Source organism: Streptomyces sp. NBC_00322, from assembly GCF_036147535.1.
GTDB lineage: Bacteria > Actinomycetota > Actinomycetes > Streptomycetales > Streptomycetaceae > Streptomyces.
Map to the genome: position 1 here is coordinate 1,854,364 of NZ_CP108019.1, position 25,467 is coordinate 1,879,830.

24 protein-coding genes and 2 pseudogenes are annotated in these 25,467 nt (G+C 69.1%); 16 read left to right on the top strand and 10 right to left on the bottom strand.

Translation table 11 applies throughout. The features are described from left to right. Positions 1-4: 4 nt before the first annotated feature. Positions 5-622 carry a nucleotidyltransferase family protein gene (locus OG905_RS08425; RefSeq protein ID WP_328667102.1) on the top strand — a complete coding sequence of 206 codons (618 nt, stop codon included), beginning with the start codon at positions 5-7 and terminating at the stop codon, positions 620-622. A 217-nt stretch (positions 623-839) separates the two neighbouring features. Beyond that, positions 840-2,462: a malate synthase A gene (gene aceB / locus OG905_RS08430; RefSeq protein WP_328667104.1), complete on the top strand. Its 1,623-nt coding sequence runs from the start codon at positions 840-842 to the stop codon at positions 2,460-2,462. A gap of 81 nt (positions 2,463-2,543) precedes the next feature. Here aceB and OG905_RS08435 read toward each other — a convergent pair whose 3' ends face one another. Further along, positions 2,544-3,515 (bottom strand): DNA-3-methyladenine glycosylase family protein, encoded by a 972-nt coding sequence (locus OG905_RS08435; protein ID WP_328667106.1) that lies wholly within the window; start codon positions 3,513-3,515, stop codon positions 2,544-2,546. A gap of 2 nt (positions 3,516-3,517) precedes the next feature. Next, the gene (locus tag OG905_RS08440; RefSeq protein ID WP_328667109.1) at positions 3,518-3,889 is read right to left on the bottom strand and encodes a VOC family protein; all 372 of its coding nucleotides are present in this window, start codon (positions 3,887-3,889) and stop codon (positions 3,518-3,520) included. 85 nt (positions 3,890-3,974) lie between these two features. Between OG905_RS08440 and OG905_RS08445 the strand changes: the two genes are divergently transcribed. Further along, on the top strand, positions 3,975-4,436 hold the full coding sequence (locus OG905_RS08445) for a MarR family winged helix-turn-helix transcriptional regulator (protein ID WP_328667111.1): 462 nt from the start codon (positions 3,975-3,977) through the stop codon (positions 4,434-4,436). 81 nt (positions 4,437-4,517) lie between these two features. Here OG905_RS08445 and OG905_RS08450 read toward each other — a convergent pair whose 3' ends face one another. Continuing rightward, positions 4,518-5,468 carry a fibronectin type III domain-containing protein gene (locus tag OG905_RS08450; protein WP_328667114.1) on the bottom strand — a complete coding sequence of 317 codons (951 nt, stop codon included), beginning with the start codon at positions 5,466-5,468 and terminating at the stop codon, positions 4,518-4,520. Between the two features lie 433 nt (positions 5,469-5,901). Here OG905_RS08450 and OG905_RS08455 point away from each other — a divergent pair, with 433 nt between their 5' ends. Further along, the gene (locus OG905_RS08455) at positions 5,902-6,717 is read left to right on the top strand and encodes a CAP domain-containing protein (RefSeq protein WP_328667115.1); all 816 of its coding nucleotides are present in this window, start codon (positions 5,902-5,904) and stop codon (positions 6,715-6,717) included. A gap of 30 nt (positions 6,718-6,747) precedes the next feature. Here the strand turns inward: OG905_RS08455 and OG905_RS08460 are convergent, their stop codons facing one another. The 3 genes from OG905_RS08460 to OG905_RS08470 are packed head-to-tail and all read right to left on the bottom strand — an operon-like array spanning position 6,748 to position 9,055. Continuing rightward, complete coding sequence (locus OG905_RS08460) at positions 6,748-8,052, bottom strand: sensor histidine kinase (protein WP_328667116.1); 1,305 nt, start codon at positions 8,050-8,052, stop codon at positions 6,748-6,750. Further along, positions 8,049-8,741 (bottom strand): response regulator transcription factor, encoded by a 693-nt coding sequence (locus OG905_RS08465; protein WP_328667119.1) that lies wholly within the window; start codon positions 8,739-8,741, stop codon positions 8,049-8,051. Before OG905_RS08465 ends, OG905_RS08460 begins: the two co-directional genes overlap by 4 nt. Before the next feature lie 53 nt (positions 8,742-8,794). Then, on the bottom strand, positions 8,795-9,055 hold the full coding sequence (locus OG905_RS08470; protein ID WP_328667120.1) for a hypothetical protein: 261 nt from the start codon (positions 9,053-9,055) through the stop codon (positions 8,795-8,797). Between OG905_RS08470 and OG905_RS08475 the strand changes: the two genes are divergently transcribed. Next, positions 9,045-9,350 (top strand): hypothetical protein, encoded by a 306-nt coding sequence (locus OG905_RS08475; RefSeq protein ID WP_328667122.1) that lies wholly within the window; start codon positions 9,045-9,047, stop codon positions 9,348-9,350. The two genes, OG905_RS08470 and OG905_RS08475, sit on opposite strands and share 11 nt — an antisense overlap. Positions 9,351-9,455: 105 nt before the next feature. On the opposite strand, the gene OG905_RS08480 is transcribed toward OG905_RS08475, so the two are convergent. Continuing rightward, on the bottom strand, positions 9,456-11,618 hold the full coding sequence (locus OG905_RS08480; protein ID WP_328667123.1) for a hypothetical protein: 2,163 nt from the start codon (positions 11,616-11,618) through the stop codon (positions 9,456-9,458). A 120-nt stretch (positions 11,619-11,738) separates the two neighbouring features. Continuing rightward, positions 11,739-11,963, bottom strand: a pseudogene (locus tag OG905_RS08485) (helix-turn-helix domain-containing protein); the annotation flags it as partial. 94 nt (positions 11,964-12,057) lie between these two features. On the opposite strand from OG905_RS08485, the gene OG905_RS08490 reads away from it, so the two are divergent. After that, positions 12,058-12,351 carry a hypothetical protein gene (locus OG905_RS08490; RefSeq protein ID WP_328667125.1) on the top strand — a complete coding sequence of 98 codons (294 nt, stop codon included), beginning with the start codon at positions 12,058-12,060 and terminating at the stop codon, positions 12,349-12,351. Positions 12,352-12,385: 34 nt separating this feature from the next. On the opposite strand, the gene OG905_RS08495 is transcribed toward OG905_RS08490, so the two are convergent. After that, positions 12,386-12,700, bottom strand: coding sequence for a DUF3303 domain-containing protein (locus OG905_RS08495; RefSeq protein WP_328667126.1), 315 nt, complete (start codon positions 12,698-12,700; stop codon positions 12,386-12,388). A 1,026-nt stretch (positions 12,701-13,726) separates the two neighbouring features. On the opposite strand from OG905_RS08495, the gene OG905_RS08500 reads away from it, so the two are divergent. The 10 genes and pseudogenes from OG905_RS08500 to OG905_RS08545 all read left to right on the top strand — a co-directional run bounded on the left by OG905_RS08500 (position 13,727) and on the right by OG905_RS08545 (position 23,873). Continuing rightward, positions 13,727-14,128, top strand: a complete 402-nt coding sequence (locus OG905_RS08500; protein ID WP_328667128.1) for a hypothetical protein — start codon at positions 13,727-13,729, stop codon at positions 14,126-14,128. Between the two features lie 337 nt (positions 14,129-14,465). After that, positions 14,466-15,596 (top strand): D-alanine--D-alanine ligase family protein, encoded by a 1,131-nt coding sequence (locus OG905_RS08505; RefSeq protein WP_443043907.1) that lies wholly within the window; start codon positions 14,466-14,468, stop codon positions 15,594-15,596. Then, positions 15,503-15,700, top strand: a pseudogene (locus OG905_RS08510) (phenylalanine--tRNA ligase beta subunit-related protein); the annotation flags it as partial. The gene OG905_RS08505 and the pseudogene OG905_RS08510, both read left to right, overlap by 94 nt. Positions 15,701-16,261: 561 nt before the next feature. Continuing rightward, positions 16,262-18,424 (top strand): trehalose-6-phosphate synthase, encoded by a 2,163-nt coding sequence (locus OG905_RS08515; RefSeq protein WP_328667130.1) that lies wholly within the window; start codon positions 16,262-16,264, stop codon positions 18,422-18,424. A 318-nt stretch (positions 18,425-18,742) separates the two neighbouring features. Continuing rightward, positions 18,743-19,333, top strand: a complete 591-nt coding sequence (locus OG905_RS08520) for an isochorismatase family protein (protein ID WP_328667132.1) — start codon at positions 18,743-18,745, stop codon at positions 19,331-19,333. 110 nt (positions 19,334-19,443) lie between these two features. After that, a complete protein-coding gene (locus OG905_RS08525; protein ID WP_328667134.1) occupies positions 19,444-20,046 on the top strand; it encodes a TIGR03086 family metal-binding protein in 603 nt (200 codons plus the stop codon). 157 nt (positions 20,047-20,203) lie between these two features. After that, complete coding sequence (locus OG905_RS08530) at positions 20,204-20,791, top strand: 3'-5' exonuclease (RefSeq protein WP_328667136.1); 588 nt, start codon at positions 20,204-20,206, stop codon at positions 20,789-20,791. A 29-nt stretch (positions 20,792-20,820) separates the two neighbouring features. Further along, positions 20,821-21,642, top strand: a complete 822-nt coding sequence (locus tag OG905_RS08535) for a chitosanase (protein WP_328682115.1) — start codon at positions 20,821-20,823, stop codon at positions 21,640-21,642. Between the two features lie 100 nt (positions 21,643-21,742). Further along, positions 21,743-22,873: a catalase family protein gene (locus OG905_RS08540; protein ID WP_328667137.1), complete on the top strand. Its 1,131-nt coding sequence runs from the start codon at positions 21,743-21,745 to the stop codon at positions 22,871-22,873. 145 nt (positions 22,874-23,018) lie between these two features. Further along, positions 23,019-23,873: a chitosanase gene (locus tag OG905_RS08545; RefSeq protein ID WP_328667138.1), complete on the top strand. Its 855-nt coding sequence runs from the start codon at positions 23,019-23,021 to the stop codon at positions 23,871-23,873. 68 nt (positions 23,874-23,941) lie between these two features. On the opposite strand, the gene OG905_RS08550 is transcribed toward OG905_RS08545, so the two are convergent. Next, the gene (locus OG905_RS08550; protein WP_328667139.1) at positions 23,942-25,390 is read right to left on the bottom strand and encodes a nucleobase:cation symporter-2 family protein; all 1,449 of its coding nucleotides are present in this window, start codon (positions 25,388-25,390) and stop codon (positions 23,942-23,944) included. Positions 25,391-25,467: the final 77 nt, after the last annotated feature.

Here is a 25,467-nt window from a genome sequence, read left to right on the forward strand (position 1 = left end):
CCTTATGGCACACCCACTTCCCCACCCATCGAAGGAGCCGGTCGTTGCCGGTCTGCTGCTCGCCGCGGGCGGCGGGCGGCGACTCGGCGGACGGCCGAAGGCATTGCTGGAACACCGCGGGCGGCCGCTGGTCGAGCACGCGGTGCGCGTCCTGCGCGAGGGCGGCTGCACTCCGGTCCATGTGGTGCTGGGTGCGGCTGCCGACCGCGTACGCAAGGAGGCAGATCTGTCCGGCTGCGTACTGGTCGACAACCCCGGCTGGGAGGAGGGCATGGGCTCCTCGCTGCGCGCGGGTCTTCAGTCGCTGTCCGCCACGGCGGCGGACGCGGCGCTCCTCTCTCTTGTGGACCAACCGGGGATCGGCGCCGAGGCGGTGGCCCGCGTGCGGGCCGCCTACCGCTCTCGTCAGTCGCTCGCGGCGGCCGCGTACGGAGGCGAGCGCGGCCATCCGGTTCTCTTCGGCGCGGGGCGCTGGCAGGAGATCACGGCGAGCGCGGTCGGCGACCGCGGCGCCCGCGCCTATCTCAAGGAGCACGAGTCCTCGCTCGCGCTGATCGAGTGCGGCGATGTGGCCGAGGCGTACGACATCGACACGGCGGCGGATCTGGCGCACCTTGAGTGAACGGCGTGGCACTCAGCGCCATGGTCTGTCGACCCAGAGAATCTCGATATCAACAAACCATTGAACTTCCACCATGAGGAAACTACTATCCACTGGTCAGAAGCGCCCGACACCCCAGACGGCGCCCGCGACCGCACCTCGGCTCTTGCGGCACCGAGTGCCGTAACCGCACGCCCGGCGGCCGTCAGGCACCGCCCGCTGAAGGAAGTGACAGCTCATGTCCGCACCAGCGCCGTCCCCGCTGGCCATCGTCGAAGCCGAGCACCTGCCCCGGCAGGAAGAGGTCCTCACCGAGGCGGCCCTCGCCTTCGTGGCTGAGCTGCACCGGCGGTTCACACCGCGGCGTGACGAGCTTCTCGCCCGCCGCTCCGAGCGCCGCGCCGAGATCGCCCGTACCTCCACCCTGGACTTCCTCCCGGAGACCGCCGCGATCCGCGCGGACGACTCCTGGAAGGTCGCCCCGGCCCCCGCGGCGCTGAACGACCGCCGGGTGGAGATCACCGGACCCACCGACCGCAAGATGACCATCAACGCCCTGAACTCGGGCGCGAAGGTCTGGCTCGCCGACTTCGAGGACGCCTCGGCTCCCACCTGGGAGAACGTCGTCCTCGGCCAGCGCAATCTGATCGACGCCTACGAGCGGAAGATCGACTTCACCGACCCGAAGTCCGGGAAGTCCTACGCCCTCAGGCCGAACGAGGAGCTCGCGACCGTCGTGATGCGCCCGCGGGGCTGGCACCTCGACGAGCGTCACCTGCAGTTCGAGGGCCGTCCGGTCCCGGGCGCGCTGGTCGACTTCGGCCTGTACTTCTTCCACAACGCCCAGCGCCTGATCGACCTCGGCAAGGGCCCCTACTTCTACCTCCCGAAGACGGAGTCGTACCTTGAGGCCCGCCTCTGGAACGACATCTTCGTCTTCGCTCAGGACTACGTCGGCATCCCGCAGGGCACCGTCCGCGCGACCGTTCTGATCGAGACGATCACGGCGGCGTACGAGATGGAGGAGATCCTCTACGAGCTCCGCGACCACGCGGCCGGTCTCAACGCGGGCCGCTGGGACTACCTCTTCTCCATCGTCAAGAACTTCCGTGACGGTGGCGAGAAGTTCGTGCTTCCGGACCGCAACGCGGTGACGATGACCGCCCCCTTCATGCGCGCGTACACCGAACTCCTCGTCCGCACCTGCCACAAGCGCGGCGCCCACGCCATCGGCGGCATGGCGGCCTTCATCCCCTCCCGCCGCGATGCCGAGGTCAACAAGGTCGCCTTCGAGAAGGTCAAGGCCGACAAGGACCGCGAGGCGGCCGACGGCTTCGACGGCTCCTGGGTCGCCCACCCCGATCTGGTCCCGATCGCGCTGGCCTCCTTCGACGCGGTGCTGGGCGAGAAGCCCAACCAGAAGGACCGGCTGCGCGAGGACGTCTCGGTGGCGGCCGGCGATCTGATCGCGATCGACTCCCTCGACGCCAAGCCCACGTACGAGGGCCTGCGCAACGCCGTCCAGGTCGGCATCCGCTACATCGAGGCATGGCTGCGCGGCCTCGGTGCGGTCGCGATCTTCAACCTGATGGAGGACGCGGCGACCGCGGAGATCTCCCGCTCCCAGATCTGGCAGTGGATCAACGCGGGCGTCGTCTTCGAGAACGGCGAACTCGCCACCCCGGAGCTGGCCCGCAAGGTCGCGGCGCAGGAACTGGCCGCGATCCGCGCGGAGATCGGCGAGGAGGCGTTCGCGTCCGGCAAGTGGCAGCAGGCCCACGATCTGCTGCTGCACGTCTCACTCGACGCCGACTACGCGGACTTCCTGACGCTCCCCGCGTACGAGCAACTGGCCGGCTGAATCTGTCTGTACGTCTTCACGACGCCCCCGGTTTCGCACAGCACCGGGGGCGTCGTGGTTGGTTCGAGACCGCCGCCGGGCCTAGCGCACCGACCGGCCGCGGGCTGCCGGCCCGGCCTGCTCCTCACGGCGGGTGCGCAGCAGGAGCGCGACCCAACTGCGGTAGGGCGCCCAGTGGTCGCTGATCTCGGCGAGCCGGCGCACATCGGAGGCGTCAGGGTCGCTGAGGCCGTAGGCCTCGGCCATCGAGGCGTGGAGCCGGCGTTCATGGCGGGGGAAGACGTCGGGGTGTCCGGCGCCGCGGATGAGGATGAGCTCTGCGGAGAAGGGGCCGATACCGGGCAGAGTCCGCAGATGAGCGAGGGCGTCTTCCACCGGCATCGCGCGCAACCGGGCTGCGTCGAGATCACCGGCGAGAGCCGCGTCGGCGAGGGCACGCAGCCGTTCGACCTTCATCTCGGGCAGGCCCGGAACACGGCTGAGTCCGCGCAGGACCATCGGGGTGGGGAAGGCGTGCAGCGACTCCCCGGCAACGGCGACGCGCTGTCCCTGGTGCTGGGCGATGCGGGCCTTGATCGCGGCGGCCTGGACCATCCGGATGCGGTGGCCGATGACCGCCCAGGCCGCGGCCTCGTACGGCGAGTAGAAACACACCGGCCGCAACCCCGGGTACGCCGCCATGAGTTCGGCCACGACGGGATCGCCCTCGGCGAGCCGTGGGAACCCGCTGCCGTCGACGTCGAGCGAGAGGATGCGGGCCAGTTGCGCCCGCACCGTGCTCACACCATCCGATTCCGCTGATGCCGCGCCCTTCCCGTCGTTGCCCGGATTCCCGGTGAGCACGGTCACATCCGCCTGTACGGTGCCATCCGAGCCCTGCGCCTGCCTCACCTCCGCGCTCACCGTCGAGTGGCCGTCGTCGGCGGGAAAGGCCAGGCGCAGCACCCTGCCGTCCGATGCGTCGCGGTACCCGGCGGGTGTGAAGCCCTCCAGGAACCGCATGCTCGCCGCAAGTGAGAACGGCCCGCGCGGGGTGATGGCGATGGCGGTCATGGTCAGCCTTCGTGCGTGGTGATGGCGTAGCCCTCGGGGCCGACGAACGTGAACATCCTGCCGAACGGACCGTCCTCGGGTTCCTTGACGATGGGGATCCCGGCGGCGTGGAGCCTGTCGTGCAGAGCCTGCGCGTCAGTGGTCCGGAACCACAGGGCGACGCCGAGTCCGGGCCGCTCGACGGAGTCGAGATCCACTCCCGGCAGCGGCTCGCGGACGGCGAACGGAACCGGCTCGGTGGCGAACACCACGGCGCCGGGCGGCGAGAGGGGCGCCCGGCGCAGCCCGAGCTGCTCCTCGTAGAACGCGGCGGCCGCGTCGACATCGCGCACCTGCAGAGCGATGAAGTCCGGCCCGCCGACGGTGACAGTCATGAGTACTCCTCGATCGTGTTGCATGTCAGGACTTTGACATATGCAGAAGTTAGGCGACACGGCGCACACATGTCAAACTCCTGACATGCATGACGCGACTCCCTCCAGCCAGGCCCCGCCCGCCGCCGACGTGACCGAGCGCCTGGGGTACCGCCTCAAGCGCGCCGCCGCGGCGCTGCGCGGCGCGATGGACAGAGCACTGCGTGAGTACGGCCTGACGGTGCCGCAGTACGCCTGCCTCGAACTCCTCGACCAGCGCCCGGGCCTGTCCAACGCGGAGCTGGCCCGCGGCACGTTCGTCACGCGGCAGTCCATGAACGTCGTCCTTCGCGGACTGCAGGAGGCCGGCCTCATCTCCCGGCCGGCCACCACCGACCGCGGCCGCGCTCTGCCCGCCCACCTCACCGAGGAGGGCCACCGTCGCCTCGCGTCGGCACGGTCCGCCGTCTACGCCATCGACCAGCGCATGACCGACGCCGTCCCGGAGCAACGTCTCGCCGAGCTCCTCGCCGACCTCGACAACATGGCGGCGGCACTCGACGGGTGAGAAGGCCGCGCGTCAGGGCCGTGTCGTTTGGATCAGGCAGGTGGCCTGCCGCCGCGGCTGGCGCGACGCGGCGCGAACGGGCTAGCGGACCACGACCGTGCGTTGTGCGGAGAAGTCGCCCCACTTCCCGTCGGGGAGCCTGGCCCGGAGTTTGATGCTGTAGCGGGTGCCCGGCTTGTCCGTGACCGTCATGGTGTACGTCGCCGTCCCGACGGGCGGGGTGGCACCCCACACGATGGTTGTGGCCAACTTCCCGTTCAGGAACAGCTGATGCTCCTTGACCGGACCACTGGTCTGCGGCGGCGTCCAGCTCAGGTCGACTTTCCCTTTCCGGGCGGTTGCTTGCAGCCCGGTGGGCGCAGTGCTGGGAGGCGCTCCGGGTGCGGACGGCGTGGTGAGATCGACGGCGTTGCTGTCGGCCGATGACTTCTCGGCGGCGTCGCGTGCCCGGACGGTGAAGGTGTAGACGGTTCCCGGCCGAAGTCCGTTGATGTGCGCGCTCGTTTCGTTTCCGCTCACGCTGTGGATCCGGGAGTCCTCCTGGTAGATGTCGTACGAGGTGATGCCGACGTCGTCGCCGGCCCGCACCCAGGACAAGGTGGCCGCACGGCTCCCGTCGGCCCGGATTGTGAGCTTCAGCGGTCGCGAGGGCGCCTTGTGGTCCTCCGGCGTGGGGGCCGGTGTGGTGACGGGCACGGCGGCGCTCGGCTCGGAGAGGTTGCCCGCGGCGTCGCGCGCGCGGACGGTGAAGGTGTACGAGGTCTCGGGTGTCAATTGGTCAATGTCGACCATGTTCCTGGTGGCCGGGAGCGTTTTGACCCTGGCGCCCTTCTGGAAGACCTCGTAGCCGGTGACCGCCTTGTTGTCGGTGGCCTGGTTCCACATGACGTGGGCCGAGGTGGCGCTGCCCGCCTGGGCGGTCACCCCGGCGGGTGTCGTGGGACTCTCGGTGTCCTTGCCCCCGCCTCCGCAGGCGGTGAGGACAAGGACGGCCGCGCAGGTCAACGCGGCGAGTGTGGGGGGACGTTGCACGGTCTGACCTCCGCGGACGACGGCAATGGTCCAGACCTATATGGCACACCGCGGCCCGCCCCACAAGAGGGCAGGCAGTCCGATGTCAGACCCTGGCCGTAGAGTCCTGCCGTACCGAAGACCAGAGCAGCCGGAGTCGCAGGTGACCCGCCACCGTGGCGCTTCGACACCATCCGGCACGGAAGCCGGTGCCCGCGACCACGCTGTCCGCGTGAGCACGCGGCCGACTCGTCTCGTCGCGCTGACGATGAGTAACCGACGTGACCAACGGAAGTCTTAGGGCTTTCTTAGGGCTTCTTGAAGAAGGCCTTTCGAACGCCGTTCCCGGCCCCGGACACCCATACGCTCTTGCCAACCCCCCACACCCGGTGGGCGCGATCACGCGCCTGCCGGGGTTTTCCCGAGCTCGACACACTCCCGAGGTGTTGCACGTATGGGTTCCCGAAGAGCCGCTCGCCCCCAGCCCCATTCCCACGCCCGCCCCAAGAACGGGCTGCGGGCGCGCAATGTCGTTCTGGCACTGGGTGCGATCACCGTCACGACGGGCGTCGGCGTCACCCTTGCCACGGGCGGCGGCCACAGCGGGTCGGCGGGCCGGGTGACGACGGATGCCGCCGGTGACCTTCCCGGACCGGCGGACGGCCAGGCCGCCGCGGGCAGCGCGTCGCCCCTTGCCTCTCCCTCGGCGATACCCAGCGCCACCGCCTCCCCGAGCCCGCGTGTCACGGCTTCCGCCAAGCCGAAGCGGACGGCGACTCCGACCGCCACCCCGACCGTGCAGGCCAAGAGCGGGAGCAGCACCGGTGGTGCGAGTCGGCCGACCGCGCGGTCGGGCAGCGGCTCGGGCGACGGCGGCGGGTCGTCGAACGGCGCCGAGGCGCAGGTCCTCGCACTCGTCAACAAGGAGCGCGCGTCGGCCGGTTGCTCGCCGCTCACGTCCAACGCGAAGCTCACCAAGGCCGCGGACGACTACAGCGACGTCATGGCCGACGCCGGCGTGATGTCCCACACCGGGCCCGACGGATCGACGATGACCGGCCGCGTCGAGGCGGCCGGATACGCCTGGTCCACGCTGGGCGAGAACATAGCCCAGGGGCAGTCCGATGCCGCGGCGGTCATGGACGCGTGGATGAACAGCCCCGGCCACCGCGCCAACATCCTCAACTGCTCCTTCAAGGAGATAGGCATCGGCGTGCACTTCGGGGACGGTGGCCCCTGGTGGACGCAGGACTTCGGCGCAAGCCGCTAGCAGGTAGCAGGTAGCAGGTAGCCGGACCGGCTACAGCTCGTCGCCCGCAAGTCCGAACGACACCCGCACCCGGGCCCCGCCCATCGCCGCGCGGGTGATCTCCAGCTCCCCGCCCGCCGCATGGGCCGCACGCGCCACGATGTCCAGGCCGAGGCCCGTGGAGCCGCCGACGCTGACGCCCCGGGTGAGCGCGGCGTCCGGGTCGGCAACGCCGGGACCCGCGTCCTCGACCGTGAGCAGCACGTGCCGGTTGGTGCGCTCCACGCGTACGGCGAAGGCAGTGCCCTGCGGAGTGTGCCGGAAGACGTTCCCGATCAGTGCGTCCACGACCGCGGCGAGGTCGTCCTCGGGGAACCGTACGGGCGTCCGGCGCGGCGTGAAGGAGCGTTCGTACAGCCGCTCCTGCTGGGTGGCGAGCACCGACCAGAAGTCGAGCCGCATCGCCACCACTTCGGTCAGCTCGCTGGGGCGCGCCGGAATCGTCCCGTTCGCGGGGCCGGCGGCCAGCGGGGTGCGCGCGGCTGTGATGATCGAGTCGAGTTCGCTCTCCAGCTGCGCGACGGCCTCCGTGATCCGTCGGGCGCCCGGCGAACCGCCCAGCAGATCCGCCTCCAGGTACAGCGCGGTCAGCGGGGTCCTGAGCCGGTGCGAGAGGTCGGCGACCATCTCCCGCTCGATGGCGAGCAGCTCCACGACCCGGTCGGCCATGGTGTTGAACGCGGCACCGGCTTCCTGGAGCTCCGGCGGACCGTCCGGGTCCACCCGTACGTCGAGGTCCCCCGACCCCAGGGCCAGCGAGGCACGCTTGAGGCTCCTGGAAGAACGGACAACCCGGGCGCCCAGCCGGTCGGCGACCAGCACCGAGCCGCCCACCAGGCCGAGCGCGAGCAGCGACATGACGCCCCACGAAGCCCACACGCCCCGGGTCAGATCCCCGGCGGGCACGTAGGCCTCGACGACCGCCACCCGGTTCTCGGCGAGGACGACGGGCTGGAGATAGACCCATCCCTCGGCGGTGTCGAGCGCCAGGGTCTCCCGTTTGCCCACCGCGCGTTTCAGCGCCTCCTGCGGTGCGTGCAGGGTGCCGACGAGCCCGCCGTCCGGGAGCCGTACGGCGAGCCGGTCGTCCGAGCCCAGGCCCGAGACCGCCTGCTGCACATCGGCGGGTCTGGTGGTCAGAGCCAGTACGGGCGACAGAGCGGCCGCACGCTGCTCGGCGGCAGTGGTCACCCGGTCCCGGGCCTGGTCGCGTACGAGCAGGGCGAGCGGGACGAGAAAGGACAGCGCGACCATCAGCGTCGCGGCCAGGGAGATCCCTGCGAGGGCGCGTCTCATGACGGCGAGGCGACCAGCTTGATCCCGATACCGCGCACGGTGTGCAGATAGCGCGGATGCGAGGCCTTTTCACCCAGCTTCCTGCGTAGTGCCGAGAGGTGGACATCGACCGTCTGGTCCTCGAGATAGGGCTGCTGCCACACCTCGGCGAGTATGCGCTTTCGGGATATGACCTGGTCGGCGTTTTGCGTGAGGTAGGCGAGCAGGTCGAACTCCCGTCGGGTCAGGGAGAGTTCACCGCCGTCCAGGTGTGCGGTTCGGGCCAGCGGGTCGATCCTGAGACCGGCGACCTGGAGGACCTGCTGGCGGTTGCCGTCGTCCGCGGCCGGTCCGGTCCGCCGCAGTACGGCCGCGAGCCGGGCGGCGAGCTGGCCGCCCGAGAATGGCTTGACCATGTAGTCGTCGGCTCCGGCGTTGAGGAGCCTGATGACCTCGGTGTCGTCGTCGCGGGCCGTGGCGACCAGTACGGGTACCCGTGAGATGCCCCGGATCATCCGCAGCACGTCGAGACCGTCCAGGTCGGGCAGTCCGAGATCGAGCACGACGATGTCGGGCGGGCCCTGGGTGATCTGCCGCAGCGCCTCGAAACCCTGGTGAGCGGTCTTCACCGCGTACCCGTGTCCGGTGAGGACCTCGATCAGCGCGGCCCGGATGACTGGGTCGTCCTCGACGACAAGTACGGAGGCCATGAGCAGGCACGTTAGCGGGTCCGCCAAGATGGTGTCGTGTCCCGGTACCTGCGCTACGTGCTCATCTGGCTGTCCTGCACGGCGGCCAGCGTCACGGCCGTCATGATCACGGTCCATTTCGTGGTGGGCTCGACCAGGCCGACGGCGCCGGTCGCCCAGTCGGCGGCGAAGGACTTCACCGCCGCCTCGCCGCACGCCTCGGCGACTCCCAGCGCCTCCCCGAGCCCCGATCCCACCCCGAGCCGGTCGAAGCCCAGGCCGAAGCCGCCCAGGAAGACCGACAGACCCCCTACAGCGTCGCCCGTGGCCCGCACGACTCCTCCGACGCCCGAGGAGCCGTCGGATGCGAACTCGGGCGGCGAGGGCTGCGAAGAGGGCGGTTCGGGTGTGCACACCATCACCTCCCAGGGAGGGAATGCCACCGTGCGCTACGGAAGCGGAGGGGTGTGCCTCATCTCGGCGGTGCCGAACCAGGGCTTCACGGCGAGCACCACACAGAGCGCGCCGGACACTCTGACGGTGACGTTCGCGGGCGACCGGCACCGCTCGGAGATCACGGCATCGACCGTTCCCTCGGACCGGGCCAGTGTGCGGGAGACGTCCTTCTGAGGGCGTCCCGACGTCGGACCGACCCCGGATCGGCCGGCGCCGGACCCGCCCGAATGTATCTGCCCCCGCTCTCCTGACGGGACCAACGCCGGTCGTCCGGGCGGTTCAGCGTCTGCGGGTCCTCTTCGACCGCGGCCTCAGGGGGTCGGTCGCCGCGGCGGTGCGACGTGCGGCCGCCGCGATACCCGGGTCCGAATGACGGTCACCGAGGTCAGCCAGCACCCGGTGCGCACGGTTGGCATCGGCGTCGGCGAGCGCGGCGATCAGGGCCAGGGGGCCGCCCGGCCACGTGGTGCCGACCGCGTCGAACGCGGTCACCAGGGAACTCGGGGTGAGCCCGGGTTCAGCCAGGCGGTCCTCGTGGTGGCCCGCGTACAGGTCGTCCAGGACGAGGGCAGCACGCGCGCTCAAAGGGACCTGCAGTTCATCCGCCTGCTCGCCGCGGGCACGCAGCGCCTGGAGGGCGTACGCGCCGAGCGCGGGGTCGGCGAGCTGTCCGCGCAGGGCTTCCGGCGGTGCGGCCGAGGTGTCCAGAGAGGTGAACAGGGCGCGGGTCAGGCTCGCTTCGTCGGTGCCTGGCTTGGTGGCGGCGAGGGCGCCGAGGAGTTCGTCCCATGCCCCGGCGGTGGTCTCGCGGGCGGTCAGCCAGTCGGTGAAGGCCCGGGTGGTCGCGTCCCGGGGCCAGAGCCGGGCCGCTTCGACGAGGGTGGCCGCGTCCCAGCCGGTGACCGTGTCCCGGTCGGGCGCGGCGACCGCACCGGCCTTCAGCGTGTGGCGGACCGCGGCGGCACCGAGGGGGGTCAGACCGAACGCGTCGCCGGTCCGGAAGACCGCGCCGGTGGCGCAAAGCCGGTCGACGACGGCGGCGAGCGCCCGGGCGGGAGCGTCGAGCTCCGTCCGGTCCTCGTCATCCAGGCCGGGGAGGCCGAGCAGGTCGGACAGCTCATGCGGAGCCGGGGTCGCGTACTCGGCCGGGGCGCTGTCCGGGACCGGCACAGGCCTGTTCTCCACGGCCGGATCGATCAGCCAGTCGTTGTACTCGGCGGCCTTGCGCGCCACGGAGTCGGCGGTGCAGCCGCGCTCGTACAGGGCGTACAGCAGGTGCGCCGCGTCGTCGGCGTACTCCGGGTCCAGAGCCGGATCCTCCGTGAGACGTCCGACGGCCGTTGCGAGGATGTCGGCCGCGAGTTCGGTGAGTTCCTGCGGGGTGCCATCGGCCCAGATTCCGGCGGAGGGGCCCGGTGTCGTCAGCATGCCGTCCTGCTGGAGCAGACCACAGGCGACCGCGAGGTGACGCACCTGTTCGTCCACGAGCTCCGGCCCGTCGGCGGCCGCCGAGAGGAGGGCGGGCAGCGGGGCCTCCAGGAGCAGGCCCCGCACCTCCTGCGGCGCGGGCAGCTCGGGTGGCGGCGGGACCGGGAGACCGGAGTCGCCGTAGTAGCCGAGGTGCTGATCGAGCAGCGCGTCGGCAAGGACGAGGTGGGGCGAGTCCTCGGGGCCGGGGGCGAGATGCGCGTACGGCCCCGAGAAGGCGTCGGACAGTCCGGCAGCCGTCCAACGGTCCATCAGCGTGCCCGCGATGCGGCGCATTTCGCCCGGCAGCCCTTCCTCCGGATCCACGTCCACCGCCTCCAGGGGCAGACCGGGCAGCAGGGGCCCGGCGGGCGAGGGCTGCTCAAGATCGCGGGCGAATGCCCTCAGCAGGGTCTCGGCCAGGAGGATCTGTGTGAAGACGGTTCGTCCGGTGACATCCGCCCGCTCCACCCCGGCGGGCAGGGCGGGGCGGTCGGCCCGCGGAGTGCGTTCATGCGCGTCGAGCCGGCGCAGCACCGCCTCGGGGTCGTCGACGGGAGTTCCGTCGGCAAGCATCAGCGACGCGTACCAGCGCGGCCAGGTCAGATTGCCCGGATCGGCCATCGCCCGCCGGAATTCCGGCACGGCCTCGTCGATCGCGGCCAGCAGTCGGGCGTGACGCTTCGTGTTCAGCCTGCCCCTGGCCCGTACGAGGTCGGCGAGCACGCGCAGGGCGGCGGGGGCAACGGACAACTCGGACTCGGTCACGCAGACCAGGACCGGCACATCCTGGTGGAGCACCTGCCGGACCAGCTCGGGGGTCGGCTCCGGCAGGCCGGTCCGGCGGTCCGCACCTCTGAGTACGAGCAGGGTCAGCACGGCGTCGGCGATCCGGGCGGAGGAAGGGCTGCCGAAACCGGTGGCCTCCCGGAGGAAGAGATCAAGGCCTGCGCTGGGGGTAAGGCTTGTGGTCACAACTCCCAGGGTAGGAAACGGCGCGGGTCCCTGCGGGTCGTTGGATGGGTATTACCGGTTCCGGTTACGTACGCTCTGCCGCGAAGCCGACGAAGGTGTGGTGAATAGGCTCGCCCCCGGCAGCTCATCCGCCTGCTCGATGAAGCGTGGCGGCGGCACCCGCCGCCCCTGCTCGTAGGACGCGATCGTCGAGGCTGAGTACCCCGTCGCCGAGCCGAATGCCGCCCGGTCGTACTCCGTACACTCACGGAACCGCTTCAACTGCCGCCCGAACACATGCAAGATGCCCGACCCGGGCCCCTGCTCCGCGCCTGTTGCTGCTCGTCGTCCATCGTCGGAGCAGATGCATACTCGCAGCACTCAACTGGCCCTTCGCTCCAAAGCATTGGGGTATCCGGCTTGACGTGGGGTTGGGTGGCCAGTGGCGTGGCGGAACGTCTTGGATGGCGCACTGGACGTCATCGCCCCCGGTCATCCACCGGCCGACGGGCACGACAGGGCCGACGACTTCCACGAGCGCTTGAGACGTCACCGGGCCTCCGCCTACACGGCGTTGGGGCCGCCGCCCGCCAAGGACACGCGGACGTTCGTGTACGAATCCCACCTTCACGCGATCGATCTGGTCCGTGGTGGCCGGACCGACGATGCGGCCCGCCTGCTCAGGGCATTGGCGGACGCCGGCAGCCTGCGGGCCCTGCCCACCTTCGCGAACGAGGGTGATCGTCGTCGGTAACGCTTGAGGAGCTCAAGGGTGATCCCCTCGAATGTCAGCTTCCCTTCAGCCCATCACGCCAAGCGATCGCCTCGAGTTCGACCCGGACCGCGTCCATGACGGGAACGACGGGTCGCGCCTCCATCGTGAAAGCAGGGAAGGTCGAGCAAAACTTGTGGACGGTCAACGAATCGTCGCAATCCACCAGCATGTGTCCTCCCCATTCGCCCACGCGCACGACGAACACCTCGATCTTGAAGTTGGCGGGCGCCTCCCACTGAGTGAACACTTCGAGAATCCGTTTCTGAGCGTTCTCGTACTCCATGGGCGAGCCCTGCGGGCGTTCGAACCAGCTGATCATGTACTTCATCTCGGCGTCCTCCCTTGGTGTGTCACATCCTCAGAAGCGACGAACATCGCTCCTGTCGCCCGACGGTCCTCGTCGATGAGCACGCGCCGCAGGTCGTCCTTGAAGGCGCTTTGGTCGGGATTGCGAAAAACGCGCGGGCACTTGGATCCACGCTGCTGTCGCTTCGCGGCTCCTCTGGTCGAGCAGATCTCTCCGAAGCCTTCTGGACCGTCGTCGCCGGATCACCTCTCGCCTCCTCTGCGGCTATTGGCGTCAGCGCTCGACGCCGACGGTGGCGCGAGTGTGTCCGGATCGCGGCTCGGGCGCCATCGGGTGAACGCCGCCCTACGACCCGTGGACGAGGTTTTTGTCGAACGCCCGGAGTGTCACGGTGGCGCGGCTGTGGAAGCTGGCCTTCTCGTAGACGGGCTGGACGTGATGTCGGCGGTCTTGGCGGAGATGCCAAGACGGTCGGGGATCGGCTGGTTCGACTGCCCCCTGCCCGAGGTGGGTGGCGAGCGAGCGGCGCCGACCAGCTCGCGCTGAGGATCGGCGGCTCCACTCGCCCAGCCTCGGCGCTGTTGCCGCCGGACTCGTCGCTTCCACCTCAAGATCCTACGCTCCGTCTACCGGCCCGGCTTGTTGGCAGGCTGCCCTGTCCGCCCTGGCGCGTGGCGCTCACCGGGGGTGGGGACTCAGGAAGCCGGGCAGGGCACTTCGTACGCCGCGTACATTCGGCAGACACCCGCGTACACCGTATGTCCGTCCGCACGTCGAAGCTGGTCAACGGCGGTGGCGAGGCGGAAGCGTTGGCGGCATGAATCCGGCAACCACCCCGCCCGTGGGGCTCGTTCACGACCCCGCAACCACTCACGAGTTCACCCACCCCTGGATTCCGCTTCGAGGACCGAGCCGCCTGATCACGGCCGGCGCGACTACTCGCCGACGGTGACAACGCGATGCGGTACGAAGTCGCACAGCCGCGACGACATGACGGCACACCCACCCCGGTTGGCGGATGGACGCCGCCGGTCAGATGCTTGAGGCATGCGGCTGCGACCGAAGGAAAGAAAGTCCGCGCGCCACCACGCACCCGGAACCGTCGGCGTGCACATCGACCCCACTCGGGCAGGTGGTCTCGTCTACGAGACGCTGAGCGCGATCTTCGAGCTTGCGCTTGCGCCTCCCGGGGCGGGTCGGATCGTCTCGGACGGCGGCGGCCCCGTGGTGTCCGCCTTGCCCTTCGACGTACGCAGGCAGCGCGCCCTCCACGAACCGGTTCTGCTCTCCGAAGCCGTCCGCGCGCTCGTCTACGGTCGCCCGAAGGACATCGAGCGGCTCGTTCGAGGCCTCCAGGAGCACTTCACGGTGGAGGACGAGGGGTCCCGCGAGCCGGGCCACGGGGAGCAGGTCCGCGAGCTGGTGATCGGGCCGAGACAGGGCGGCTGACAGCCGACACGGGGCAGCGGACTACTGCCCTCGCCCCTGACCGAACCTTCCCTCGCCAACAGCACAAGGACGGGCCAAGGGTCCGTCACATCGCGCGGCGATGGTGGCGCGCGCCGTCGCGTGTCGAGACCTCCAGTCCGAGCGCTGCACCGATCTGGAGCCGCTCGTTTCCTGTCACGACCGCCGTACGGTCCCCGCAGGCCGAGCTATGCGAGGGGCAGCTGTCCCAGGGGACGCACCGGATGGCCCCGGGATCGGGTTCAGCGCTACAGGCAGCGCTAGCCAGAAGGCTGAGTAAGAAAGGCGTTCACGCCCTGGGAGGCATATAACCTACTGCATGAAGGCTGTCGTGCTGTGTGGCGGGGAAAGTGCCGAGCGAGACGTGTCTCTCGACTCGGGAATGTCGGTAGCTCGCGCGCTCATAGATCTGCGTTACGACGTTACGGTGGTCGATCCGGCCGCAGATGAGCCATTCGTGTGTCGATCGAGTTGTGACCCCGGAGATCTGCCACAGACTGCAGTCACCACCGAACTTCCGGTCATTGATGTGCCCATGAGCCGGAAGAATATATTCGCTACGCTTACGTCGGAAGCGATGGCCGCTGAACTGAAACTCGCAGATGTGGTATTTCCGGCGCTGCACGGGGGTTGGGGTGGGGACGGGCATGTCCAAGCACTTCTGGAAATGGCCGATGTACCTTTCACGGGTGCGGGGAGCGCGGCGTGCAGTTTGGCGTGGGACAAGCAGCGAACACTACGTGTCCTGCGGGATGCAGGCGTTACTGTGAGCCCTTGGGAGGTTCATCGAACGGGCAAAAACGAGCGTCAGCCTGGCGCGCTGAGCATGCTCGATGCTGGCCCTGTGGTGGTGAAGTGCCTCACCGGTACCAGCTTCTCAACCCTATTTGTGGCCGAAGATGCCGATGAATTGGCTGCCGCTCTCGCGGAAGCCTCAGCGGACGAAGACTGGCTTATTTCACCGTTTCTGTCGGGGAGGGAATTCACGGTCAGCGTCCTCGGCGATCACGTACTTCCGGTGGTGGAGCTTGAATACAACGGTCCACTATACGACTTTGAAGCGAAGAACCGGTCAGGAGCATCGCAGCGTCTGTGCCCCGCTGAAATCGCCGCCGAACTCCGGGATTGCCTGCAGGAACAAGCGCTACGCGCCCATCGCTCAGTAGGTTTGGGCCCCGCTGAATACTCACGCGTCGACTTCCGCTGCAACAACCACGGAGAGCCCCACTGCCTTGAAGTGAACGCCTGCCCTGCTCTGCGAACCGGCGGTGGTTTTGCAACCGCAGCCAACGCCATCGGATGGTCCTTCCCTCAACTCATCAACGAGATCACCCGCCTGTGCCCACGGCCTCCATCTCCAGCCGACCTGGTCAGCCCGCCGGCGCCTTCGACCTGGAGCATGTCGCCCGCGACGTCGACATCCGGTACGCGGACGGCACCGAGTCCTTGACCCCCCTCAGCGAACCCGACACGGTCGAGAACCCCATGCCCGGCGAGATCATTTACGCGGACACCACCGGGGTCCTGACCCGGCGCTGGAACCACCAGGACGCCCAGGGTGGCGGACCCGAGCGGGGCCACCCCCCGCAACTGCTGCGGAAGCCCATCGCTGAGCCGCGTGGCGGTCGTGTCTCGTGGTGTAGTCGGTGGCCCAGGGCAGCGGAGTGAAAATCAGGGCCCCGTGAATGAGGTGGGGCCACGCGCGGCTAGACCTTTGGACAACGATCGTTGCGTGTGTTGTCGCAACGGCCCGATCGGATCGGACCATGCGCGCGGCTGAGGTGGCTTCCACGCCGCGCCGATGTCGCCATGTCGTGATCTTGGAGGTCCCCGTGTCGCCAGCCGACCCTGCCATCGATCGACTAGTGCAGGCCGCGCGCCATGCGCCTGCCGGCCTGATTGATCGGCTCGTGGAAAGCGACGACTTTCGCGAGACGCGACTTGGGCAGGCAATCCGGGACGTTCAGAGAGCCCAATCGCGCCCGGACGCGGCTGATGCGGGGGCTGTCATCGACCCGGTGACCCACGACCCTGGTTGGTGAAGCGTCCACACGCTCCGGCACAAGGGCGGATTTTCGCGCAGCTGTAGTTGGTCAGGACCTGAAGGGACCGCCTGTGGGCGAGAACACCGGCCCGGCCAGGGTGCTCGTGACCGACCTGGACGGCACGCTGCTGGGAGGCGATGGACACGATCGGCGGCGTCTGCGCGACGTCCTGAACCGGCACCCGGACATCACAGTGGTCTTCGCGACCGGACGCAGTCTTGCTTCCGTACAGGCGCTCCTGCGAGACGATCCCCTGGTCCCGTCCCCGCGCTGGATCATCGCCGACGTCGGGGCCAGCGTCATCGACGCCATCCGGATGGTCCACCTCGACGACATACAGGGGAAGCTGCGCGCCGGATGGCCGGGCGCCCACCGGGTTCGAGCGGCGCTGCGGCAGTTTCCGCAGCTCGTGTACCAGGAAGGCGTACCCCAGGAGGGACGCTGCTCCTTCTATCTGAACCCCGACGGTCTCTCGGACGAACTCAAGGCCACGGTGAAGGCGCTGGGATGCTCCTGTTCGTACGCCTCGGGCCGGTACTTTGACGTCCTGCCGGCCAGGGCGAGCAAGGGACGTGCATTGCGACTGCTCGGCCGCAGGCTGGGGTGGCCCCGGCAGGCGATGCTCGTGGCCGGGGACTCCCTCAATGACCTCTCGCTGTTCTCCCAGGGCACGCACGCGGTCGTGGTCGCCAATGCCGAGCCCGCTCTGGCTGCCGGCGTCCTACCGAGCAAGCACGTCCACCACTCCGCCCTGGACGGAGCTGCCGCCGTCCTGGAGGGGATGGAACGCCTCGGCTGGCTGGTCCGCCGATCGGTGGTCGTCGGCTATCACCGCCCACCCGTGCGCTGGCTCGACGGCGGCTGGCGGCCGCCGTCCAGTCCCAACGGCATCCTGCCGACTTTGCAGGCCGCTCTCACCGACGAGCGCCTGGACGCTGTGTGGGCAGCCGCCTACATCGGCGAGGCGCCGCCGCCCGCCGAGCCCATGACGGCCGTCGACGGCTTGCCGCTGTCCCTGCTGCCGCTGCGTGACGAACGGTGGGCGGGTTACTTTCACCGCGTCTGCAAGGAGACGCTCTGGCCGGCCTTGATGTCCCAGCCCGGTCTCATCCAGGACCGGCCTGCCCACTGGGCCGACTATGAGGAGGTCAACGCCGCATTCGCCCGCCGTATCGGCTCTCTCGCCGCGCGGGGAGGCACGGTCTGGTTGCACGACTACAATCTGTGGCTCGTACCGGCCGACCTCAGGGCCCAGCGGCCGGATCTGGCCATCGGGCTGTTCCACCACACGCCGTTCCCCCGACCGGACGTCTTCAGCCGCATTCCTGCAGCCGGGCAGCTGCTCGACTCCCTTGCATGCCTGGACTGGGCCGGCTTCCACACCGCCGACTGCGCCGACAACTTCCGCCAGCTCCTGGCCGGCACCGCTGGGCCCACGCCGCGCGTCGGCGTGCACCCCCTCGGCATCGACCGCCATGCCGTCGCAGACCTCGCCAGGACGCGCCCCCGGCCGCGGCAAGGGAAGGACGGCAGCCAGCTGGTGCTGTCCGTGGAACGGCTCGACTACGCCAAGGCGCCCGTCCACAAGATCCGCGCACTGGACGCCCTCCTGGCCAGCTCGCCCCGGCTACGGGGACACGTGCGCTACCGCCTGGTCTGCCCACCGCCGGAGCTCGGCATCCGTGCCTACGACTTCACCCGCTCGGAACTTGAGAACGCGATCAACCGAATCAACCACCGCTGGGGCACGCACGGGTGGGAGCCCGTCGACTACATCCCCCGCAATCTGGACTTCCCCGAGGTCGTCGACCACTACCTGGCAGCCGACGTGTTCTGGGTGACCTCACTCGCCGACGGGATGAACCTCACGGCCCAGGAATACATCACCGCGTGCCACGCCCTCAACCGTCCCGGTGTTCTGATCCTGTCCCGTCACGCGGGAGTTGCGCAGCACCTGGGAACCGCGGCCCTGCTGACCGATCCGCTGCGGCCACAGGACCTGGTCGACACCTTGCGCGCCGCACTGGCCATGACGGTGCACGAACGCGCCGCGCACATCACACGCCTGGAGGGCCTGCTCAACACCCCGCCCCCAGCCGACTGGGCCCACTCAGTCATCGCCGCCATCCGTGGCGCCAGGGCATCGCTGCATGGATCGAGACATGGATCAGCGCTGCGACGTGTGAACGATCATGCCCCTTCTTATGAGATCTTGCCGAAGGCGGGCCGCTGACCTGGGGTGTTACAGGTAGGAGTGAGATTTCTGCCGGGGCTGTCGGGGTGATTGAGAGCGGAGCCAGGGATCTGAAGTAGCGACCTACGCGGGGCGATCTTCGGCGTCACCACGAACAATCGCGGTATCACCCTGACCGGCGACCCGCCCGACCCACCACTCCCATTCCCTGTGGTCCCCGCGTGGAGAACGGAGGCCCGCTGCACCTCGTTGCCGTGCGCGCTGCGCCGGTCGGGTGATCGACCCGCGAGTGGCGCGCCCGCCCGTCGGCGGAAGGGCAACCATCGGGGAAAGGTTCAGCCGAGGGAAGGGCTTTCCATGCGTCGTGCATTGATCATCGTAGATGTGCAGAAGGACTTCTGTGAGGGCGGCAGCGTTCCGGTGAAGGGCGGCGCGGACCGGGCCGCCGCGATCGCCGAGCTGGTCCGGCGCGCCGACGGGCAGTACGCCTTCGTCGTCGCCACCCGTGACCACCACATCGACCCGGGCGCCCACTTCTCCGAGAACCCCGACTTCCAGGACTCGTTCCCTGTGCATTGCGTCGTCGGCAGTGAGGGAGGTGAGTTCCATCCGGATTTTGTGCCCGCCGTCGACTCCGGGCACGTCGACGAGGTCTTCTTCAAAGGCGCGCACTCCGCCTCGAAGAGTGGTTTCGAGGGCTCGGCCCAGGACGGCACGACACTGTCCGCCTGGCTGAAGGCCCGCGACATCGCCCGCCTCGACGTCGTCGGCATCGCCACCGATCACTGCGTGAAGGCCACCGCACTGGACGGAGTGCGCGCGGGCTTCACGGTGCGGGTCCTGCTCGACTACACCGCTGGCGTCGCCGCCGACACCACGCGCACCGCACTCGCCGAGCTGCGCCGGGCCGGTGTCGCGCTGAGCGGCGAACCTGTCGTCGCCGCCTGAACAGGCCGTCCCCGCACAGGCCTTCCTCATGGCTCACAAGCCGCGGAAGTCCTAGCCAGGGACGTCCGGGTCGGCGATGAGTTTTGGCGGGCGGTGCGGTCTGCCTCTGTATGGACACCACTGCACAGACCGCCTTCCCCGCCCTCCGCCCCGCCGCCCACGCCGTTGCGCAGCTGATCGACGGCATCGGCGACGAGCGGCTCGGGGATCCGACCCCCTGTCCCGAGTACGCCGTACGGGAGCTGCTCGGCCATCTCGTCGGCCTGGCCACCGCCTTCCGGGACGCCGCGCGCAAGGACCTCGGGCCCACGACCGACACCGACCCGGGCTCCGTCCTGCCGGTGCTCCACGACGACTGGCGCACGGTGCTTCCGCGGCGACTGGACGAGCTGGCGGAGGCCTGGCAGCAGCCGGGCGCATGGGACGGCCACACCCGGGCGGGCGGCGTCGCGCTCCCGGCGGCCGTCGCCGGACGGGTCGCCATCAACGAACTCGTCGTCCACGGCTGGGACTTGGCCCGCGCCACCGGCCAGGAGTACCTGCCGTCCGATGCGAGCCTTCAGGTCTCGTACGAGCTGATGAAGCCGACGGGGGACGACCCGAGCCGGGACGGGATGTTCGGCCCCGTCGTCGCCGTGCCCGAGGACGCGCCGCTGCTGGACCAGGTCATCGGCTTCAGCGGCCGCCGGCCCGACTGGCGGCCGGGCGACTGACCGGGGCGGGCGACTGACCGGGGCGGGCGACTGACCGGGGCGGGCGACTGACCGGGGCGGGCGGCCGGCGCCTGGCCCGGGCCTGAGCGCGACCGGGGCCGGGCGGCTCGCGGGAAACCCGATGTGCCGGGAGCAGCGCCGATGCGATGCTCCCGGTATGGCACGTCGCGTGAAACCCAGCCTCTACATCTCCGTCGACATCGAGGCAGACGGCCCGATCCCCGGCCCCTACTCGATGATCAGCTTCGGGGCGGCGGTTGCCGGTCGCCAGGATGCCGAGGGTTATGTACCGGAGGACCCCGAGGCGCTCACCTTCTACCGTGAACTGCGCCCCATCAGCGAGGACTTCGTGCCGGAGGCCCTGGCCGTCAGCGGGCTCGACCGGGACCGGCTGATCGCCGAGGGCAGTGAACCGGCCGCCGCGCTGGCCGAGTTCGGCAATTGGGTGCGTGAGGTGAGCGTGGGCGCCCAGCCTGTGATGTGTGGCTATCCGGCCTCGTACGACTGGACCTTTCTGTACTGGTATCTGATCCGCTTCACCGGGGCGAGCCCCTTCGGGCACTCCGGATGCCTGGACATGAAGACCCTGTACGCGACCAAGGCGCGGCTCCCGCTGCGTGCCGTCGCCAAGGGCACGATGCCGCGCGAGCTGCTCTCCCGGCGGCGACACACCCATCACGCGCTGGACGACGCGATCGAGCAGGCGGAGCTGTTCAGTAACCTCATGGCGTGGCCGGGGCGCTGACCCCAGGAAGGGGTTGTGCCGTGAAGTCCATGGTCAGAGCGCTGCTCGCGCTGACACTGATGTCACTGTTGACGCTCGCCGCCTGCGCGGGCTCCGGGGACCACAAACCCGCCGCGCCCGTCGGCCTCGACGACCCCGCGAAGAAGGACATCGCGATGCAGTTGGTGTCCAGCGCGGAGAACTCCTCGCTGGACTGGAAGGCCCAGTACAAGTACATCGAGGACATCGGCGACGGCCGCGGGTACACCGCCGGAATCATCGGCTTCTGCTCCGGCACCGGCGACATGCTCGCCGTCGTCGAGCGCTATACGAAGGCCAGGCCCACCAACGCCCTGGCCAAGCACCTGCCCGCGCTGCGCTCGGTCAAGGGCAGCGATTCCCACGAGGGCCTCGGGCAGCCCTTCACCGACGCATGGGCGCGCGCCGCCGTCTCGGACCCGGCGTTCCGTGCCGCGCAGGACGCCGAGCGGGACCGGCTGTACTTCACGCCCGCGGTGCGCCAGGCCGAGCTCGACGGGCTGGGCGCGCTGGGGCAGTTCATCTACTTCGACGCCTATGTGATGCACGGGTCGGGCGACAGCGAGGGGTCGGTCGGCTTCCGCACCATGCGCGAGCAGGCCCTGGGGACCGCGAAGCCGCCCGCGAGCGGCGGCGACGAGAGGGCGTACCTGAATGCCTTCCTGGACGCGCGCGTCGAGGCGATCGGCCGCGAGCCCTCGCACACGGACACCAGCCGCATCGAGACGGCCCAGCGCGTCTTCGTCGACAAGAACAACTTCGGCCTCGACACGCCGCTGGAGTGGAAGGTGTACGGCGACAGTTACCGCATCGACCGCATCGACGCGGAGTAGGGATGCGCGGGTGCCATCGAGTGGGGTCCATCACAAGCAGTTATGTTGTGTACAACTGAATAGCGGGCTACCTTTCCTGTAGAGCCTGTAGGACACAGCCATGCAGGACGCGGCGAAGGAGAAGCCCGCCATGGAATTCGTCAGGTACGAGACGTACGCCCCCGTCGAACGGCCCACCTACCAGCAGGAACTGGACGAGGTCGTCCGCAATGTCGCCACGCGCACCCGGGAGTCCGTCGAGCGGCAGCACGTGGGCCGCGCGGTCAGGACGGCCCACGGCAAGACCTACGGGCTGGTCAAAGCCACCGTCACGGTCGGTGAGGTTCCGGGCCCGTACGCCCAGGGGATCTTCGCCGGACCCGGCACCTACGACGCGGTCGTGCGCTACTCCAACGGGCTCGGCCATCTGCGGGCCGACTCACTGCTGGGCGCGGCCTGCGGCATGGGCATCAAGATGTTCGGCGTGCCCGGCACGTCGCTGCTCGCCGACGAGGCCGAGGCGACGACCTTCGACCTCAACCTGATCAACAACAAGGTCTTCTTCGCCAACACGGCGTACGACTACATGGTCATCGAGGAGCTCTTCGCCGAGCTGCCCGACGCCCTGGTGAACCCGGCGCGGCGCAAGTTGTGGATGGGCGAATTCCTCACCAGGCGGGGGACCTTGGAGACCTCGGACGAGTGGCTGTGGGACGAGCTGTTCGCGATGCTGTCCTTCACCCAGGTCCCGCGGCAGAACCTCCTCTCGTACACGTACAACAGCATGGGCGCCTTCCGCCACGGCGACCACATCGCGAAGGTGCGCACGGTGCCGGTCTCGCCCGTCACGCATCTGACGGTCGATGTGCGGGCGGACGGCGAGGCGTTCCGCAACACCCTCGTGGCGGAGGCCGCCGAGCGTGACCATGTCTTCGAGCTGCAGGTGCAGCTGAATGCCGATCTGGCGCGGATGCCGGTGGACAACACTTCAGTCGAGTGGCCCGAGCAGCTGTCGCCTTGGGTGACGGTCGCGACGATTGCCATTCCGCGGCAGGACATCGGCGGCGAGGAGAACCTGGCCGCCGCCGACGGCACGTCGATCACGCCGTGGCGTACCCGTGAGGACCACCGGCCGATCGGTGAGATCCAGCGGGTCCGCGAGGAGGTGTACCGCCGCTCGTCCATCGAGCGGCACCGTCTCAACGGGCAGCCACGGGTGGAGCCTTCGAGCAGCGCCGAACTCCTCGGCTGAACTCCGGGCTGAAGTCCTCGACCGAACTCCCGGGCCTTGCTTGCGCCCAACTTCCGTACGGCGAAGGGGTGTACGACACTTCCGCACTCTGATAGGAAAGCTTCCTAACAGAACACCGGAACGACGAACTCCCTATGGAGGCAAGGTGCCCACCCCCCACGTACGCGCCCCACGTCCGCTCAGGTTCCTCCCCCGTATCGCCCTCGGCGTGGCACTTCTCGCCGTGCCGGCCACCGCCGTCGCGGCCACGTCCGACGCCACCGAGGTGTCATCGGCCCCTGCCCCGGCCGCCATCGGCCTCGACGACCCGGCGAAGAAGGAGATCGCCATGCAGATCGTCTCCAGCGCGGAGAACTCCTCGCTGGACTGGAAGGCCCAGTACAAGTACATCGAGGACATCGACGACGGCCGCGGCTACACCGCGGGAATCATCGGCTTCTGTTCCGGCACCGGCGACATGCTGGATCTGGTCGAGCTCTACACCGACCGCAAGCCCGGGAACGTACTGGCCAAGTACCTGCCCGCGCTGCGCGAGGTCGACGGCAGCGACTCGCACGCAGGACTCGACCCGAACTTCACCAAGGACTGGAAGAAGGCGGCCCAGGACTCGGAGTTCAAGAAGGCCCAGAACGACGAGCGCGACCGGGTCTACTTCAACCCCGCGGTCAACCGCGGCAAGCAGGACGGCATCGGGGTCCTCGGCCAGTTCATCTACTACGACGCGATCGTCATGCACGGCGACGGCGGCGACAGCACCAGCTTCAGCAGCATCCGCAAGAGGGCCCTCGCCAAGGCCAAGACACCGGCTCAGGGCGGCGACGAGAAGACGTATCTGAACGCCTTCCTCGACGCCCGGGTCTGGGCGATGAAGCAGGAGGAGGCGCACGAGGACACCAGCCGGGTCGACACGGCCCAGCGCGTCTTCGTCAGGAAGAACAACTTCAACCTCAACACGCCGCTCGACTGGAAGGTGTACGGCGAGAGCTTCCACATCGACTGACGCATCGAGTGCTCACGGCAAGGACGGAGGGCCGGGTGTCCGCGCGGACACCCGGCCCTCCGTCCGCGTCAGTGGACCGCGACCGCCTCGTGGCCGGTCTGGGTGGTCACCGAGCTCTCCGGACTCCGCTTCTTCCCCAGGTGGTTGAAGGCGAGGTTGAGGACGATCGCCACGATGCACCCCGTGGAGATTCCCGAGTCGAGGACGACGAGCGCGTCCTTGGGGAAGGCGTGGTAGAACTCCGGCGCGGCGATCGGGATCAGCCCGATGCCGACGGAGGCCGCGACGATCAGCGCGTTCTCGCCCTTCTCGAGGGCCGCCGAGGCCAGCGTCTGGATGCCGCTGGCGGCGACCGAGCCGAAGAGCACGATGCCCGCGCCGCCGAGGACCGGCAGCGGGACCAGGGCGATCACGGATGCGGCGACCGGGCACAGCCCCAGCAGGATCAGGATGCCGCCGCCCGCGGCGACGACGAACCGGCTGCGGACCTTCGTCATCGCGACCAGGCCGATGTTCTGGGCGAAGGCGCTGCACATGAAGCCGTTGAAGAGGGGGCTGATCGCGCTGCCGAGGGTGTCGGCGCGCAGACCGCCCTCGATGGTCCGCTGGTCCGCCGGCCGGTCGACGATCTTGCCGAGGGCGAGCATGTCCGCGGTGGACTCGGTCATGCAGACCAGCATCACGATGCACATCGAGACGATCGCGGCGATCTCGAACTGCGGGGCGCCGAAGTGGAACGGCGTCGGGAAGCCCACCACGTCCGCGTTCTTGATGGCGTCGAAGCTGGTCATCCCCATCGGGACGGCGATGACCGTGCCGACGACCAGACCGAGCAGGATGGCGATCTGCTGCAGGAACCCGCGCAGGAACTTGCGCAGGGCGAGCACGATGACCAGGGTGAGCGCGGCCATCCCGATGTTCTTCATCGAACCGTAGTCGGAGGCTGTCGAGTTGCCGCCCTGGGACCAGCGGAACGCGACCGGCAGCAGCGAGAGACCGATCAGCGTGATGACGGTGCCCGTGACGACGGGCGGGAAGAAGCGTACGAGCTTCGAGAAGTACGGAGTCAGGACGAAGCCCAGCAGGCTGGCGACGATGATGGCGCCGAAGATGACGGTGATGCCGTCGGCTCCCCGGTCCTTGCCGATGGCGATCATCGGCGTCACACCGGCGAAGGAGACTCCGTTGACGAACGGGAGCCTGGCGCCGACCTTCGAGAAGCCAAGGGTCTGAAGGAGGGTGGCTATACCGGCCGTGAAGAGGCTCGCCCCCATCAGGAAGGCGGTCTCCTTGGCGCTGAGGCCCACGGCGGGCCCGACGATCATGGGTGGGGCCACCACGCCCGCGTACATCGCGGCCACATGCTGCAGTCCGCTGGTGAACATTTTCAGAGGGGGCAGGGTCTCATCGACCGGATGCTGTCCCTCCGGTGCTGCGACTGCATCTGCTTCAACTGCTTCTTCTGCAACTGCTGCTTCTGCGACTGCATCTTTCGGAAACCTGGGCTGTGCGGCCACGGGTGATTCCTCCGGTCGGTGGCGCGTCTGGCGGTGACGCGGGTGCAGGGAGGTGGTGCGAATGGTGCAGCGGTGAG

Excerpts from the sequence above, each read along its gene's own strand:
- OG905_RS08530 (WP_328667136.1), top strand. The coding sequence starts at position 20,204 with ATGGCACGTCGCGTGAAACCCAGCCTCTACATCTCCGTCGACATCGAG.
- OG905_RS08540 (WP_328667137.1), top strand. The coding sequence starts at position 21,743 with ATGCAGGACGCGGCGAAGGAGAAGCCCGCCATGGAATTCGTCAGGTAC.
- OG905_RS08495 (WP_328667126.1), bottom strand. The coding sequence starts at position 12,700 with ATGAAGTACATGATCAGCTGGTTCGAACGCCCGCAGGGCTCGCCCATG.
- OG905_RS08535 (WP_328682115.1), top strand. The coding sequence starts at position 20,821 with ATGGTCAGAGCGCTGCTCGCGCTGACACTGATGTCACTGTTGACGCTC.
- OG905_RS08440 (WP_328667109.1), bottom strand. The coding sequence starts at position 3,889 with ATGACTGTCACCGTCGGCGGGCCGGACTTCATCGCTCTGCAGGTGCGC.
- OG905_RS08500 (WP_328667128.1), top strand. The coding sequence starts at position 13,727 with ATGCGGCTGCGACCGAAGGAAAGAAAGTCCGCGCGCCACCACGCACCC.
- OG905_RS08455 (WP_328667115.1), top strand. The coding sequence starts at position 5,902 with ATGGGTTCCCGAAGAGCCGCTCGCCCCCAGCCCCATTCCCACGCCCGC.
- OG905_RS08465 (WP_328667119.1), bottom strand. The coding sequence starts at position 8,741 with ATGGCCTCCGTACTTGTCGTCGAGGACGACCCAGTCATCCGGGCCGCG.
- OG905_RS08435 (WP_328667106.1), bottom strand. The coding sequence starts at position 3,515 with ATGACCGCCATCGCCATCACCCCGCGCGGGCCGTTCTCACTTGCGGCG.
- OG905_RS08505 (WP_443043907.1), top strand. The coding sequence starts at position 14,466 with ATGAAGGCTGTCGTGCTGTGTGGCGGGGAAAGTGCCGAGCGAGACGTG.
- OG905_RS08520 (WP_328667132.1), top strand. The coding sequence starts at position 18,743 with ATGCGTCGTGCATTGATCATCGTAGATGTGCAGAAGGACTTCTGTGAG.
- OG905_RS08460 (WP_328667116.1), bottom strand. The coding sequence starts at position 8,052 with ATGAGACGCGCCCTCGCAGGGATCTCCCTGGCCGCGACGCTGATGGTC.
- OG905_RS08425 (WP_328667102.1), top strand. The coding sequence starts at position 5 with ATGGCACACCCACTTCCCCACCCATCGAAGGAGCCGGTCGTTGCCGGT.
- OG905_RS08525 (WP_328667134.1), top strand. The coding sequence starts at position 19,444 with ATGGACACCACTGCACAGACCGCCTTCCCCGCCCTCCGCCCCGCCGCC.
- aceB (WP_328667104.1), top strand. The coding sequence starts at position 840 with ATGTCCGCACCAGCGCCGTCCCCGCTGGCCATCGTCGAAGCCGAGCAC.
- OG905_RS08445 (WP_328667111.1), top strand. The coding sequence starts at position 3,975 with ATGCATGACGCGACTCCCTCCAGCCAGGCCCCGCCCGCCGCCGACGTG.